The following is a 14,430-nucleotide window of genomic DNA, read 5'->3' as shown; positions in this document are numbered from 1 at the left end:
TATGTTGGTGTCGACATAATGTTCGATTTCAGTACAATACATGCGGGAAGGCAAAAATGAAATTGATCAGTAAGCCCGGTTGTATGGAACTTTCGATGGTTGCGGAGGCCGCCTGGGGTTGGAATTATATTCTCCAGAAGGGATTCGCGCTGGACGGCGTTTCCGGGACGTCCGTGCGCGGTTTTTTGCATGATGCCCTCGGTTTCGACGACGGATTCATCGACTCCACGGTGCGGACCATATTCTTGAACAACAGCCCGGTGGACGACCTGGACCGAACCTACATCAAGGACGGGGACCGCATGGGCCTGGGCAGCGCCATGCCCGGCCTGGTCGGTATCGTCATGGGCAGGGACAACTTCTACAAGAGCTTCCGCAGCGGGATCGAGATCAAGGATCATTCCCGCGCCCAGGCGTCACCGGCCCGGGTGTCCATGAAGGTCTTCAGCACCCTGGCCGCGGAGACCGGACGGGGGCTGCTGGCCCGGGGCATTCTGGTGGACGCCGGGGTGCTGGCCGAGTTCCTGCGCGACCGGAAGGCGCAGATCCTCTCGGCCGACGGGCTGGATGCCGAGGGATTCCTGGCCAGGCTCGAGACCATGACGGGCGACGTGTCCATCCGGGTGATCTTCGCCTGATCCCGGCCCGGTCCGCGACCCGTTTTCGGGTTCATCGACGGCCCCGTATCGTCCGCCCATTATTTCCTTGACATTTTGCGATAACAAAAAGGATACTTTTAGCTAATGAAGTAAATTTTTGGTTATCAATCGCATGGATGCCGAGGGAGGGCCGTTGATGAAGACCTTCTTGCCTGTTTGGAGCGGACCGGGTGGAGCGCGTGCAATCGCGTGCTCCACCTTTGTTTTTGTCGTCTGGCTGGCCGTATCGGTCTGCCTCGCCGGACCGGTCCGGGCGGAGGGCGGTGCGGCAGCCTCGGTGCCGGATACCAACGCCCTGGCCGAGGCCGGAGCCAAGCTCGCCAACCCCCTGGGCAGCCTGTGGGCGCTCAATTTCGACATTCACCCGTTGCAGTTCTTCAACGGCACCGAGGTCGAGGACGGTCCCAAGTACGGGGTCGGGGTGAATTTCCAGCCGATTATGCCCATCCCGCTCTACGGGACCGGCGACAACCAGGCCAAGCTGGTCACCCGGCCCGTGGTGCCCATCGTCTTCAGCCAGCCCGTGCCCACGAGCGGGGGCGACACGCGCCAGGTGGGCGGCATAGGGGACATCCAGCTGCCGGTCCTGTATTCCCCCCCGGAAACCGTGACGGGGTCGAACCTGATAATCGGGGCCGGACCCGTGGCCCTTCTGCCCACGGCAACGGACGACGTCCTGGGCGAGGATCAGTGGGGGTTGGGTCCGGCGGTCGTGCTCGGCTACAAGAACAAGTTGTTCACCGCCGCGCTCTTTCCCAACTATTTCTGGAAGGTGGCCTCGGCCGGGCAGGGAAGGAAACCCGATCTGAACAGGGGCAGTCTGCTGTACGTGCTGACCTTCAATCTGCCCGACGCCTGGCAGATCGGCATGAACCCGACCATCACCTATGACCACACCGCGTCCGAAGGCAATCGCTGGACCGTGCCCGTGGGGCTGTTCGTGGGCAAGACCGTGCGCATGGGCGGCTCGCCGGTGAACATCAAGGCCGGGTTCGAATACTCCGTGGTCAAGCCCGACGACTTCGGCCAGCAGGCCATGTTCCGCATCCAGCTCACCCCGGTCATCGATTCGCTGATCAAGGAGCCGCTGTTCGGGAACTAGGCCGGGAGCCGGGCGGCGGTCAGTCCCGTTCCTTCAGTTCCTCGGCCACGTCCAGGAATACGTCCTGCAACGTTTGCAGCGCGTCGAAGACGGAGCAGCCGCTCAGGCGGACGATGGAGTAGTCTGTCCACAGGTCCAGTCTCGGCTTGGGGGACAGGTACAGTTCGTCCTTTGACGACAATTTGTTGAGTACCTGACGGGTGGTCATGGTGAAGGCGTCGCTGCTGGCCACCATCCGCAGCAGGGTGGTGGCGCTGTCGCACTGGATCAGACCCGTGCCGAAGTCCTCCAATGACCGGATCTCGCGCCCGAGGAGTTTGCTAAACAGGTTCAGGATGCGTTCCGGCGTCCACATGGCCGCCAGGGGATAGGCGTTGAAGTCCTCGGGGGTCGGGTTCTCCAGGGCGGCCAGCGGATGGCCCTTGCGGACGCAGTAGAACAGCTCCTCCGGAGGCAGACCGACGATCTCGAATTCGGGCACGTCCTTCACCTCCTGGGATTCGCCCACGAAGAAATCGAGCACGCGTTTGCGCAACAACTCGGTCAGCCTCGGCGCATAGTCCACGGTCAGCTTGACCGTCATCTTCGGAAACAATTTGTTGAACCGGCCGATGGCATCGCCCGCCAGGAGTTCGGCCGGAAACGGTCCGCAGCCCACGTTGATCTCGCCTTTCTCGCCTCCCTTGAGCAGGGCGATGTCGCGGTGCAGCAGGTCGATGTCGTTGAGCAGCCTTTCTCCACGCTGGAGGATCAGGGCGCCATAGCGGGTCGGCAGCAGCTTGCCCCGCAAGCGGTCGAACAGCCGGACTCCGAGCTTGTCCTCCAGGGTGAGGATGGAGCGGGACAGGGCCGGTTGGGAGATGCAGAGCTTTTCGGCGGCCAGACGGAAATTGCCGTGCTTGGCCAGGGCGTCGATTTGTTCGATGTGTCTGAGAGTGATGTTCATGATTTTGATTTTTAATGGAGTTTGATGAGCGGGTCGTCCCGTGGCGGTTGGGCGGAATACCTTCTGGTGTGTTACATTTCCATTTCTGATAACAAAATATTATCGGAATGTAATTAAATTGCATTGGACAAATTCTGGAGGGCTGCCTAGGAAATAGAATAGACCAGCTTTATGAGCGGGTCGATATGCAAGGACGGGCGGATGGAAAGGCCGAGCTGCTGGGTCCGCAGTTTGGTGTGGTGTTCAAACGGCAGGTCCATTACCATCGCCCAGGATGGCGGTATAACCCAGAGGAGGGTTCCACTCATGAAACGACGGATTTTGTATGTCCCGGCCATTGCGGCCGCATTGATCCTGTGCCTGGCCGTCATCGCCTCGGCGGCGAGCAGGCCGAACATCGTCCTGATCGTGTCCGACGACACCGGTTTCGGCGATCTCGGCGTGTACGGCGGCGGCGAGGGGCGCGGCATGCCCACGCCCAACTTCGACAAACTGGCGGACGAGGGCATGACCTTCTTCTCGTTCTACGCCCAGCCCAGCTGCACGCCGGGCCGGGCCGCCATGCAGACCGGGCGCATCCCCAACCGCAGCGGCATGACCACCGTGGCCTTCCAGGGCCAGGGCGGCGGCCTGCCCGCGGCCGAGTGGACGCTGGCCTCGGTCCTCAAACAGGCCGGCTACGCCACCTACTTCACCGGCAAGTGGCACCTGGGCGAGGACGACTACGCCCTGCCCAACGCCCAGGGCTACGACGACATGAAGTACTGCTTCCTCTACCACCTCAACGCCTACACCTACGGCGATCCCAAGTGGTTCCCGGACATGGATCCCAAGCTGCGGGAAATGTTCCAGAAGGTGACCAAGGGCTCCCTGTCCGGCAAGGCCGGGGAAAAGGCCAAGCAGGACTGGACGGTCAACGGCGAATACGTGAACACCCCGGAAAAGGGCGTGGTCGGCATTCCCTTCCTGGACAGCTACGTGGAAAAGGCGGCCCTGGAGTTCCTGGAGCAGGGCGCCAAGGACGCCAAGGAGGGCAAGCCCTTCTTCATCAACGTGAACTTCATGAAGGTTCACCAGCCGAACATGCCGGCCCCGGAGTTCGAGCACAAGTCGATGTCCAAGTCCAAGTATGCGGACTCCATCGTCGAGCTCGACACCCGTGTCGGCCGCATCATGGACAAGCTGCGCAAGCTCGGCCTGGACAAGAACACCCTGGTCTTCTGGACCACGGACAACGGCGCCTGGCAGGACGTGTACCCCGATGCGGGCTACACCCCGTTCCGCGGCACCAAGGGCACCGTGCGTGAAGGCGGCAACCGCGTTCCCGCCATCGCCTGGATGCCCGGCAAGATCAAGGCCGGCGTGCGCAACAGCGACATCGTCGGCGGCCTGGACTTCATGGCCACCTTCGCCTCCGTCGCGGGCGTGAAGCTGCCCGCCAAGGACCGTGCCGGAGAGCCGATCATCTTCGACAGCTATGACATGTCCCCGGTCCTGTTCGGCAAGGGCAAGTGCGCCCGCACCAGCTGGTTCTACTTCACCGAGGACGAGCTGACCCCCGGCGCGGCCCGCGTCGGCAACTACAAGGCCGTGTTCAACCTGCGCGGCGACAACGGCCAGGCCACCGGCGGACTGGCCGTGGACTCCAACCTCGGTTGGAAGGGCCAGAGCAAGTATGTCGCTACCATCCCGCAGATCTTCGACCTCTGGGCGGATCCGCAGGAACGCTACGACATCTTCATGAACAACTACACCGAACGGACCTGGACCGTGGTGACCATCAACGCGGCGATCCAGGAACTGATGAAGACCTACGTGCAGTATCCTCCGCGCAAGCTGCAGAGCGAGACCTACACCGGTCCCATTACGCTGACCAAGTATCAGCACTTCAAGTACATTCGCGACTCCCTTGCGAAGGACGGCATCAGCCTGACCCTGCCCTCGGGCAACTAGGGAGCGTACCGGATACACCATGAACACCCGCCCCCGGAGGTCCCAGGCCTCCGGGGGCGGGCCATTCCCGAAGGAGAGAAAGAATGCGCCTGCGTCGATATGCCTCCAGCCTGCTCATCCTGATTTTCGTCATCGCCTTCGGCCTGCCGGCCCTTGCGGCGGACCCGCTGCCTTCCTGGAACGACGGCCCGGCCAAACGGGCGGTCATGGATTTCGTCACCCGGACCACCCTTGAGGGCGGGCCGGATTTCATCCCGGTCCCCGAGCGGATCGCGACCTTCGACAACGACGGCACCCTGTGGGCGGAAAAACCCCTCTACGCCCAGCTGTTCTTCGCCCTGGACCGGGTCCGGCAGCTCGCTCCGGATCATCCGGAATGGAAGACGCAGGAGCCCTTCGCATCGCTGCTCAAAGGTGATATGAAGGGCGTGGAGAAGGGCGGGATGAAGGCCCTGCTCGAAGTGGTCATGGCCACCCACGCGGGCATGACCACTGACGAGTTCGAGGCCCTGGTCCGGGAGTGGATCGCCACGGCCCGGCACCCGCAGACCAAGATGCTCTTCACCGGGATGGTCTATCAGCCCATGCTCGAGCTGCTGGACTACATGCGGGCCAACGGCTTCAAGACCTTCATCGTGTCCGGCGGCGGCATCGAGTTCATGCGCCCCTGGACCGAGAAGGTGTACGGCGTCCCGCCCGAGCAGGTGGTGGGCAGCTCGATCAAGACGAAGTTCGAGTTGCGCGACGGCAAGCCGGCCATCCTCCGTGAGGCCCAGCTGGACTTCATTGACGACAAGGAAGGCAAGCCCGTGGGCATCAACCTGCACATCGGCCGCCGTCCCGTGGCCGCCTTCGGCAACTCCGACGGGGACCTGCAGATGTTGCAGTACGCCACCGCCGGACAGGGTGCGCGCTTTGCCCTGCTGGTCCACCACACGGACGGCCAGCGCGAGTTCGCCTACGACAAGGGGGCCGAGAAGGCCCTGGCCGCGGCCGCCCAGGCGGGCTGGACCGTGGTGGACATGAAAAAGGACTGGAAGACCATTTACCCCGCCGCCAAGTAGCGGCGTCCGACACGGGAACATACCGGGGCGTCGCGGGGGCGGCGCTCCGGCAAAGGATATCGCATGCGGCCCTCGAGACAGTCCATCACCGACCTCATCCTCCATCTGCACCCCCGCACCGTGCCGCTGTCCACGATCCGGTTCTCCCTGAGCTTTGGATTGGGCGGCATGGCCGTGACCCTGATCGGGCTGCTCTTCCTGACCGGCGTACTCCTGCTCCTGGCCTATGAGCCGACCCCGGGCGGGGCCTACGCCTCGGTCCAGACCCTGGGCCGCGAGGTCCCCCTGGGCTACTGGGTGCGCAACATCCACCACGCCGGGGCCAACCTGCTGGTGGTCGTGGCCGTGCTCCACCTGCTGCGCGTGGTCCTGACCGGGGCCTTCGGGCCGGGCCGCCGCCTGAACTGGGTCATCGGCCTGTTTCTGCTCTTCCTCGTCCTGGCCGCCAACTTCACCGGCTACCTGCTGCCCTGGGACCAGCTGGCCTACTGGGCCGTGACCATCTCCACGGCCATGCTCGGCTACATCCCCCTGTGCGGCGACTGGCTGCGCACTTTCTTCCGGGGCGGGGCGGAGATCGGCCCGGCCACCCTGGCCAACTTCCACGTCCTGCATGTGGCCGTCATTCCCGGCTGCCTGCTGGTCCTGCTGGTCTGGCACTTCTGGCTGGTGCGCAAGGCCCACGGGCTCATCGGCGCGCCCGAAGGGGACCAGCCCGTGCGCCGCGTGCCGGTGGTCCCGGACCTGGTGGCCCGCGAGGCCGCCGTGGGGCTCGGCCTCATCGCCCTGGTCCTGCTCCTGGCCCTGGTCTGGAACGCGCCGCTCCTGGCCCAGGCCAATCCGGGCATGAGCCCCAACCCGACCAAGGCCCCGTGGTACTTCCAGGGGTTCCAGGAGTTGCTCCTGCACCTCCATCCCTTGTTCGCGGTCTTTGTCTGGCCGCTTTTGGCCGGTGTGACGCTCCTGCTCGTTCCCTTTCTGCCGGACAGCGCTCTGCCCGGCGGGGTCTGGTTCGGCTCGGAGCGCGGGCGCGAGCTGGCCCTGGCCGCCGCCCTGACGGGCGCTGGTCTGGCCCTGGCCGTGGTCCTGGCGGACAACGCGCTTGCGCAGGCGGGCGCGCCGCTTACGGACACCCTGGTCACGCGCGGGATGGTCCCCACGGCAGCCGTGCTTGTTCTGGCCGCCGGGGCGTACTGGCTGGTGGTCAGGGTCCTTGGCTGCACCCGGGCCGAGGCGGTCATGGCCGGGCTGGTCCTGGGCTTCGCCGCCCTGGCCGCCCTGACCGTGGTCGGCGTCTGGTTCCGGGGCGCGGAGATGCATCTGGTCGCGCCCTGGGCGCAGGGGGCGGCCGCAGCGGGAGGGTTGTCGTGAGCAAGTGGGAGCAAAAGAACGGCGCGGGACTGACGACCCGCCGGACCTTCCTCAACCGGCTCTGGATATTTCTCGGCCTGGCCGGCCTGGCCGAATTCGCCTGGCTCGGCGTGTCCTTCCTGGGCGCCCGTCGGGACCGCGACCGGCCCGAAGCGGCGGAGCGCATCGTCACCGTGGGCGAGGCCGCCTCGTTCAAGCCCGGCACGGTCACGCCCGTGCCCCAGGGGCGGTTCTACCTGGCCCGTCTGGCGGACGGCGGGTTCCTGGCCCTGTCGCGGACCTGCACCCACCTGGGCTGTTCCGTGCCCTGGGACGAGGACAAGCACCTGTTCGTCTGCCCCTGTCACGGCTCCTCCTTCAGCCTGACCGGCGAGGTCCTGACCGGCCCCGCGCCCCGGCCCCTGGACACCTTCGCCGTGCGCATCGAGGACGGCGTGGTCAAGGTCGACTGCGCCACACCCCGCCGCCGGGACCGCTTCCGGGCGGAACAGGCCGTGCGGCTCTAGGACGGGAACGGGGAACGCCATGAGCACGCCATTTCACGAATCGGCCGTTTGGGAGCGCATCGCGCTGGTCGCGGCCGTGCTCATCCTGCTTTCTCCTGCGGCGGCCCTGTATCTCCATCCGCCCCGCACCGGCGTCCCCCAGGAGGAACCCGCCCGGTTCGTGGGCTCCGAGGCCTGCGCCCGATGTCACAAGGCGGCCTACGACAAGTGGCGTGGCTCCGACCACGACCGGGCCATGGAACCGGCCGCCGAGGACACGGTGCTCGGCGACTTCAACAACGTGACCTACACCGATCCCCACTCCGGCGTGGTCTCGCGTTTCTACCGCCGCGACAAACGGTTCTTCGTCGAGACCGAGGGACCGGACGGCAAGCCCGGCCAGTTCGAGGTCACCTACACCTTCGGGGTCTATCCCCTGCAACAGTATCTGGTCCCGTTCCCCGGCGGCAGGCTGCAATGCCTGAACATCGCCTGGGACGTGGAGCGCAGGGCCTGGTACCGGCTCCCGCCCTACGACGTGCAGGGGCCCGGCGACTGGCTTCACTGGACCAACGGCGGCCAGACCTGGAACGTCATGTGCGCGGAGTGCCACTCCACCCGCGTGCGCAAGGGGTACGACCCCGAGGCCGACGCCTACCACACCACCTGGGCCGAGATCGACGTGGGCTGCGAGGCCTGCCACGGGCCGGGCTCCAGACACGTGGCCTGGGCCGACCTGCCGCCCCTGGCCCGGGCCGATGTCCCGAACTACGCCCTGACCGTGTGCACCTCGGGCATCGGCAACGAGGAACAGGTCCGCATCTGCGCCCCGTGCCATGCGCGGCGTTTCCAGCTGGGCGACAACTCGCACGGGGAGGGCGAGCTTCTGGACCTGATGGTCCCGCAGCTTCTCGGCCGGGACATGTATTTCCCGGACGGCCAGATCGAGGCCGAGGACTACGTTTACGGCTCCTTCGTCCAGAGCAAGATGTACGCGCGCGGGGTGCGCTGCGGCGACTGCCACGACGTGCACGGCCTCAAGCGGCACAAGGAGGGCAACGACCTGTGCACCCAGTGCCACCGGGCCGAGGTCTACGACACGCCGGGCCACCATTTTCACAAGAGGGAGGACAAGGGCAAGCCGAGCGAAGGGTACCTGTGCATCCGCTGTCACATGCCCGAGCGCACCTACATGGGCATCGACCGGCGGGCCGACCACAGCCTGCGCGTGCCGCGCCCGGACCTGAGTGTGACCCTGGGCACGCCCAACGCCTGCTCGGCCAAGGGGTGCCACGACGACAAGTCCCTGGCGTGGAACGTCCAGGCCGTGACCAAGTGGTACGGCGAGAAGCGCAAGCCGCACTACGGCACGGTCATCGCGGCGGGGCGGGCCGGCCGGCCCGAGGCCGAAGGGGAGCTCATCCGGCTGGCCGGGGACGGTCTGTCGCCGTCCATCGTCCGGGCCACGGCCCTGGAGCTGCTGCGCGACTACCCCTCGGAGGCGAGCCGCGCGGCCCTGGCTCGTGGGCTGGAGGACGCGGATGCCCTGATCCGCTACACCGCCATCCGCAGCCTGGCCTATTTCGACGCCGAGACCCGGCTCAGGCGCATCGCGCCCAAGCTGTACGACCCGGTCAAGGGCGTGCGCATGGAGGCCGCGGCCCTGCTCAGCTCCCTGCCCGAGTCCGACCTGCGCGAGGCGGACCGCGAAGCCTTCCGCGCGGACCTCGAGGACTATCGGCAGAGCCTGCGCTACAACGCCGACTTCGCGGCCCAGCGCTACAACCTGGGCAACCTGGCGGTCAACCGGGGCGACGACCCGGCGGCCGAGCGCGACTACCGCAAGGCCATCGCCATCGACGACCATTTCTATCCGGCCAAGGTCAACCTGGCCATGCTCTACAACCGGCAGGGCGACAACGTCCGGGCCGAACGGCTCCTGCGCGAGGTCACGGTGCAGCGCCCGGACCTGTATGAAGTGGCCTATTCCCTGGGGCTGCTCCTGGCCGAGATGGGGCGCTACACGGACGCCGAGACCTACCTGGGCCGGGCCGCCGAGCACCTGCCGGAAAACGCGCGCGCCCAGTACAACTACGGCCAGGTCCTGCTCGCCCTGAAGCGGCCGGTCGAGGCCGAGGCGGCCATGAAGAGGGCGCTCGATGCCGCACCGCACAACCAGGCCTATTTCGTGGCCCTGGCCAATTTCTACCTGGCCTCGGGCAGGCCGGACAAGGCCCGCGACCTGGCCCTGCGCATCCTGGAGCGCTCGCCCGGCGATACGGCCGCAACGGAACTGCTCCGGCACCTCGGCCGCTAGCCCCGGACATTCCCAAAACTCCGCAAATGGGGTATGTTCCCCCTGAATCGTCGTATCCGAACAAGGAGGATTCGCATGATCACCGTTATGGAACAATCCACGCCGACCATGGTCGCGGTCAGGGCCACGGACAAGCTGACGGACGCGGACTACAGGGACGTTTGGATTCCGGCCCTGGAAAAGGCCATTGGGGATGGCGGCAAGGCCGACGCCCTGCTGTTCATGGACGCGGACTTCAAGGGGTGGGAGTTCAAGGCCATGTGGGACGACGCCAAGTTCGGCCTGGCCCACCGCAAGGATTTCCGCAGGCTGGCCGTAGTCGGCGGTCCGGACTGGGTCCGCTGGGGCGTCCGCCTGGGCGAACTGCTCATGGACTGCGAGGTCAAGCTCTATCCGCCGGAAAAGCTCGATCAGGCCCTGGAATGGATCGTGGCCTGAGCGCCCAGGCTCACGCGAAAAAAAACGGACGCTTGCGACAACCGTCCGTTTTTTCTGTCAAAGTGGTGGGCGATACGGGATTTGAACCTGTGACTTCCACCGTGTGAAGATGGCACTCTGACCAGCTGAGTTAATCGCCCACTTTGGTCTTTCCTCGGGGACATCGCCTCAAGGGAGAAACTGTATATCGCCTGGTCCTGCGCTTTGCAACCCTTTTTTACTGATTTTTAACACAGTCCCCGCTGGTGCAGGTCTGGCCGTCGATCATGTCCCGGTTGTAGCAGGTCAGGCCGCAACGCAGGCAGCGGCAGGTCTCGTGCTTGGCCTGGGCCTCGCTCAGGGCGCCCTCGATCTCGTCGAAGGTGCAGGCGCGTTCGTCGCACTCCACCAGGTGGGGCATCTTGGACCGCTCGCGGAAGCCCACGTCCGGCACGTCGGTGAACATGGTGTAGGGCAGCAGGTCGCGCTGGGTGCGGGCGTCCACGTGGGGCGTCTCGCCGTTGAGGTACTGGTGGATGGACCGCGCCGCCTTGCGGCCTTCGCCCAGGGCGGTGATGACCAGGGCCGGGCCGGTGTGCATGTCGCCGCCGGTGAAGACGTTGGGCATGGCCGTGCGCAGGGTGTCGGAATCGGCGGCCAGGGTGCGCCAGCGCGTCTCCTCCAGCTGGCAGACGCCGTTTTCGTACAGGCAGGAGAGTTCGGGCTTCTGGCCGATGGCCGTGTACACGGTGTCCGCCTCGATCAGGGTCTCGGACCCCTCGATGGGCACGGGACGGCGGCGGCCGGACTGGTCGGGCTCGCCGAGCTCCATCTTGATGTATTCGATGTGGGTCACGTGGCCCGCGTCGTCCTTGACGATGCGCGTGGGTGCGGCCAGGAAGAGGTATTTGACGCCTTCCTCCTCGGCCCCGACGATCTCCTCCATGTTGGCGGGCATCTCGTCCCGGGTGCGGCGGTACATGAGGGTCACGTCCGCGCCCAGGCGCAGGCTCGTCCGGGCCGCGTCGATGGCGGTGTTGCCGCCGCCCACGACCACGACCTTCCGGCCCGTGCCGGTGTCGATGCCCAGGCCCACCTTGGTCAGGAACTCGGTGCCCGTGGATACGCCCTCGGCGTCCTCGTTGTCGATGCGCAGGTTCAGGTTCATCCACGCGCCGATGCCCAGGAACACGGCCTCGAAGCCGTCCTCATGCAGGGTGTTCAGGGAAAAGTCCTTGCCGAAGAACTGCCCGTATCTGACGTCGATGCCCAGGTCCAGGATGCCCTGGATCTCCCAGTCGAGCACGGCCTTGGGCAGCCGGTATTCCGGGATGCCGTAGCGCAGCTGGCCGCCGAGCTTGGGCATGGACTCGAAGATGGTCGGGCGGTGGCCCAGGCGGCGCAGGAAAAAGGCGCAGGACAACCCGGCCGGGCCGCCGCCGACCACGGCCACCTTGCGTCCGGTGTCCGGGGCGCAGGTGATGGGCAGGCGGACGCCGGAGTTCATCTCCCAGTCCGCCGCGAACCGCTTGATCATGTTGATGCCCACAGGCTCGTCCACGTTGCCGCGGCGGCAGACACCCTCGCAGGGGTGGGGGCAGACCCGGCCGATGGACAGGGGCATGGGGATGCGCTCGCGGATGGTCTCCAGCGCCCCGGCGTAGTCGCCGTGCGAGACCTGTTCGATGTACCGGGGGATGTTGATCTGTCCCGGACAGCGCTGGCGGCACGGGGCCAGGCAGTCGGTCTCCAGGTTCAGGTGGGTGATGCGCGCGGTCATGCCCCAGATGGTGATCACGCCGCGCGGGCAGACCTGGGCGCAGCCGCCGCAGGCCGTGCACAGGTTGGGGTCCACCACGGGATAGCCGTTGGGGCCCATCTCGATGGCCCCGAACTGGCAGGCCGTGACGCAGGTGCCGAAGCCGAGGCATCCCTCGGGGCACATCTTGGAGCCGGAGTAGAGCATGTGCTGGGCGCGGCAGTCCTTGACCCCGGCGTAGCGGTAGACCTCCTCGGCGCGCACGCCGCCGGTGCAGTCCACAAAGGCGATCTGCTTTTCCATGGAGGAAAATTCCAGCCCCATGATGGCGGCCACCTTGGCGGCCACGGCGTCGCCGCCGATGACGCAGACCGTGGCCCCGGCCTTGCCCTCGACCACGCCCTGGGCCGCACCGGAGCAGCCGGGGAAACCGCACCCGCCACAGTTGGCCCCGGCCAGCACCCCTTCCACCTGGGCGATGCGCGGGTCCTCGTAGACGTAGAGCAGCTTGGAGGCCACGGCCAGGATGACGGCGGACGTGAAGCCGATGCCGAGCAGGATCAGTACGGAAGCGGTGATCATAGCGTCAAACTCCTAGGAGGCCATGCCCTTGAAGGCGAAGAAGGCCAGCGACATGAGGCCCGCCATGATCAGGGCCAGCGGGGTGCCGCGCATGGCCATGGGCACCCTGGACAGGTCCAGCCGCTCGCGGATGCCCGCCAGCAGGACCAGGGCGAGGAGGAAGCCCGCGCCCGAGGCCACCGAGAAGATCAGGGTCTCGAGCAGGGAGTATTCCTCGCGCTGGCAGATGATGGCGATGCCGAGCACCGCGCAGTTGGTCGTGATCAGCGGCAGGAAGATGCCGAGCGACTTGTACAGCGGCGGCACGGCCTTTTTCAGGAACATCTCCACGAACTGGACCAGGGCGGCGATGACCAGGATGAAGGCGATGGTCTGGAGATAGTCCAGGTCGTTGGGCGTGAGCAGGAATTTCTGGACGCACCAGGTGATGACCGCGGCCATGGTGGCCACGAAGACCACGGCCATGCCCATGCCCATGGCCACGCCCGAGTTCTTGGACGTGCCGATGAACGGGCAGTTGCCCAGGTACTGCGCCAACACGATGTTGTTGACGAAGATGGCGGCGATGACGAGTACGAAGTAATCCATGCTACTTGTCCTTGATGTATCCGGCTTCCTTCAGGCGGGTGGCGATGCGGGCCATCATGTCGTTGGTCATTTTCGGGATGTCCTCCCGCAGCATCTTGCCGTACTCCTCCCGGGCGTACTGCTGGGTGACCTCGAACTGCTTCTTCCAGACCGGTGTGTCGTAGAGGGCGATGAGGTCGTCCACGTCCTGCTGGGTCAGACGCTCGGCGTAGTAGGCCGTCTGTTTGGCGAGCACGTCGTTCATGGTCTTCTGCACGGCGTTGTGCATTTCCTCGTTGATGATCTGGCCCGCCTCTTCCGGCAGGTTGGGCAGCTTCTTTTTCAGCTGGATCTGGGCCACGGCAAGGAGCTTGGCCATCATCGTCTGCACGGTATCCACGGTTCCGGAGGCCTCGAACATGGTCATCAGGCTCTGGTCGGTGGGCCGTTCGGCCAGGGCCGGGGAGGCGCACAGGGCCAGGGTCAGAAGGAGCAGGGGGAATATGAGCAGTCGTTTCATGATTACATCCTCGGTTTGCTGGCACACATGCCGCAGGTTTTACAATCGTGGACCGGGCCCTGGATGGCCTCGAGTCCCTTGGTTTTCCGTTGCCAATTGGTCAGGGCGTTCATCCCCGCCAGGAGTACGCCCAGGCAGACAAAGGCGCCCGGCGCCTCGACCATGAAGCCGAAGGGTTTGAACCAGCCGCCCATGACCTGCATGCCGAACCAGGTCCCGTAGCCGAACAGCTCGCGCAGGGAGCCCAGGAAGGTCAGCGACAGGGTGTAGCCCAACCCCATGCCCAGGCCGTCGGCGATGGACAGCAGCACCGGGTTCTTGGAGGCGAAGGCCTCGGCCCGTCCCAGGATGATGCAGTTGACCACGATGAGGGGCACGAAGATGCCGAGCTGCTGGTACAGGGGGTAGGCGTAGGCCTGCATGAGCAGCTCGACGCAGACCACCAGGGAGGCCGCCACCACGATGAAGCAGGCGATGCGCACCTTGGAGGGGATGATCCGGCTGAGCATGGAGACCAGCATGTTGGACAGGGCCAGGACGAAGATGACGGCCACGCCCATACCGAAGCCGTTGTAGGCCGTCTTGGTCACGGCCAGGGTGGGGCACAGCCCCAGGACCAGTTTGAACGGCGGCAGGTCCGTCCACAGTCCCTTGGAGAATTCCTTCCACAATGTGCTCATGGCGCTTT

General features: G+C 65.6%; 13 protein-coding genes and 1 tRNA gene. 8 read left to right on the top strand and 6 right to left on the bottom strand.

Features of this window, described 5'->3' with window-relative positions; genetic code table 11:
* Positions 1-95 precede the first annotated feature (95 nt).
* Positions 96-638 carry a hypothetical protein gene (locus DND132_RS03575; RefSeq protein ID WP_148266934.1) on the top strand — a complete coding sequence of 181 codons (543 nt, stop codon included), beginning with the start codon at positions 96-98 and terminating at the stop codon, positions 636-638.
* Between the two features lie 298 nt (positions 639-936).
* A complete protein-coding gene (locus DND132_RS03570) occupies positions 937-1,761 on the top strand; it encodes a hypothetical protein (RefSeq protein ID WP_041915684.1) in 825 nt (274 codons plus the stop codon).
* Positions 1,762-1,780: 19 nt separating this feature from the next.
* Here the strand turns inward: DND132_RS03570 and DND132_RS03565 are convergent, their stop codons facing one another.
* Positions 1,781-2,707, bottom strand: coding sequence for a LysR family transcriptional regulator (locus tag DND132_RS03565; RefSeq protein ID WP_014321341.1), 927 nt, complete (start codon positions 2,705-2,707; stop codon positions 1,781-1,783).
* A 306-nt stretch (positions 2,708-3,013) separates the two neighbouring features.
* Here DND132_RS03565 and DND132_RS03560 point away from each other — a divergent pair, with 306 nt between their 5' ends.
* The 6 genes from DND132_RS03560 to DND132_RS03535 all read left to right on the top strand — a co-directional run bounded on the left by DND132_RS03560 (position 3,014) and on the right by DND132_RS03535 (position 10,335).
* Positions 3,014-4,660, top strand: coding sequence for an arylsulfatase (locus DND132_RS03560; RefSeq protein WP_014321340.1), 1,647 nt, complete (start codon positions 3,014-3,016; stop codon positions 4,658-4,660).
* An 83-nt stretch (positions 4,661-4,743) separates the two neighbouring features.
* Positions 4,744-5,724, top strand: a complete 981-nt coding sequence (locus DND132_RS03555; protein ID WP_014321339.1) for an HAD family hydrolase — start codon at positions 4,744-4,746, stop codon at positions 5,722-5,724.
* 63 nt (positions 5,725-5,787) lie between these two features.
* Entirely contained in the window at positions 5,788-7,095 is a 1,308-nt protein-coding gene (locus tag DND132_RS03550; RefSeq protein WP_014321338.1) for a cytochrome b N-terminal domain-containing protein, read from the top strand.
* Positions 7,092-7,601 (top strand): QcrA and Rieske domain-containing protein, encoded by a 510-nt coding sequence (locus DND132_RS03545; RefSeq protein WP_014321337.1) that lies wholly within the window; start codon positions 7,092-7,094, stop codon positions 7,599-7,601. The genes DND132_RS03550 and DND132_RS03545 overlap by 4 nt, the downstream gene beginning before the upstream one ends.
* A gap of 19 nt (positions 7,602-7,620) precedes the next feature.
* Positions 7,621-9,897 carry a tetratricopeptide repeat protein gene (locus DND132_RS03540; RefSeq protein WP_014321336.1) on the top strand — a complete coding sequence of 759 codons (2,277 nt, stop codon included), beginning with the start codon at positions 7,621-7,623 and terminating at the stop codon, positions 9,895-9,897.
* Positions 9,898-9,972: 75 nt separating this feature from the next.
* Positions 9,973-10,335 (top strand): SpoIIAA family protein, encoded by a 363-nt coding sequence (locus tag DND132_RS03535; protein WP_014321335.1) that lies wholly within the window; start codon positions 9,973-9,975, stop codon positions 10,333-10,335.
* 63 nt (positions 10,336-10,398) lie between these two features.
* Here the strand turns inward: DND132_RS03535 and DND132_RS03530 are convergent.
* From DND132_RS03530 to rsxE, 5 genes are all read right to left on the bottom strand, one after another.
* A tRNA-Val gene (locus DND132_RS03530) sits at positions 10,399-10,475 on the bottom strand.
* A gap of 77 nt (positions 10,476-10,552) precedes the next feature.
* A complete protein-coding gene (locus DND132_RS03525) occupies positions 10,553-12,655 on the bottom strand; it encodes an FAD-dependent oxidoreductase (protein ID WP_014321334.1) in 2,103 nt (700 codons plus the stop codon).
* Between the two features lie 12 nt (positions 12,656-12,667).
* The gene (locus DND132_RS03520; protein WP_014321333.1) at positions 12,668-13,243 is read right to left on the bottom strand and encodes an electron transport complex protein RnfA; all 576 of its coding nucleotides are present in this window, start codon (positions 13,241-13,243) and stop codon (positions 12,668-12,670) included.
* Position 13,244: 1 nt separating this feature from the next.
* Complete coding sequence (locus tag DND132_RS03515; RefSeq protein WP_014321332.1) at positions 13,245-13,742, bottom strand: DUF2059 domain-containing protein; 498 nt, start codon at positions 13,740-13,742, stop codon at positions 13,245-13,247.
* 2 nt (positions 13,743-13,744) lie between these two features.
* Positions 13,745-14,422: an electron transport complex subunit RsxE gene (gene rsxE, locus DND132_RS03510; protein ID WP_014321331.1), complete on the bottom strand. Its 678-nt coding sequence runs from the start codon at positions 14,420-14,422 to the stop codon at positions 13,745-13,747.
* Between the last annotated feature and the right edge of the window lie 8 nt (positions 14,423-14,430).

The sequence above is a fragment of the Pseudodesulfovibrio mercurii genome, assembly GCF_000189295.2.
GTDB lineage: Bacteria > Desulfobacterota > Desulfovibrionia > Desulfovibrionales > Desulfovibrionaceae > Pseudodesulfovibrio > Pseudodesulfovibrio mercurii.
This window is presented reverse-complemented; position numbering and strand designations above follow the sequence as displayed.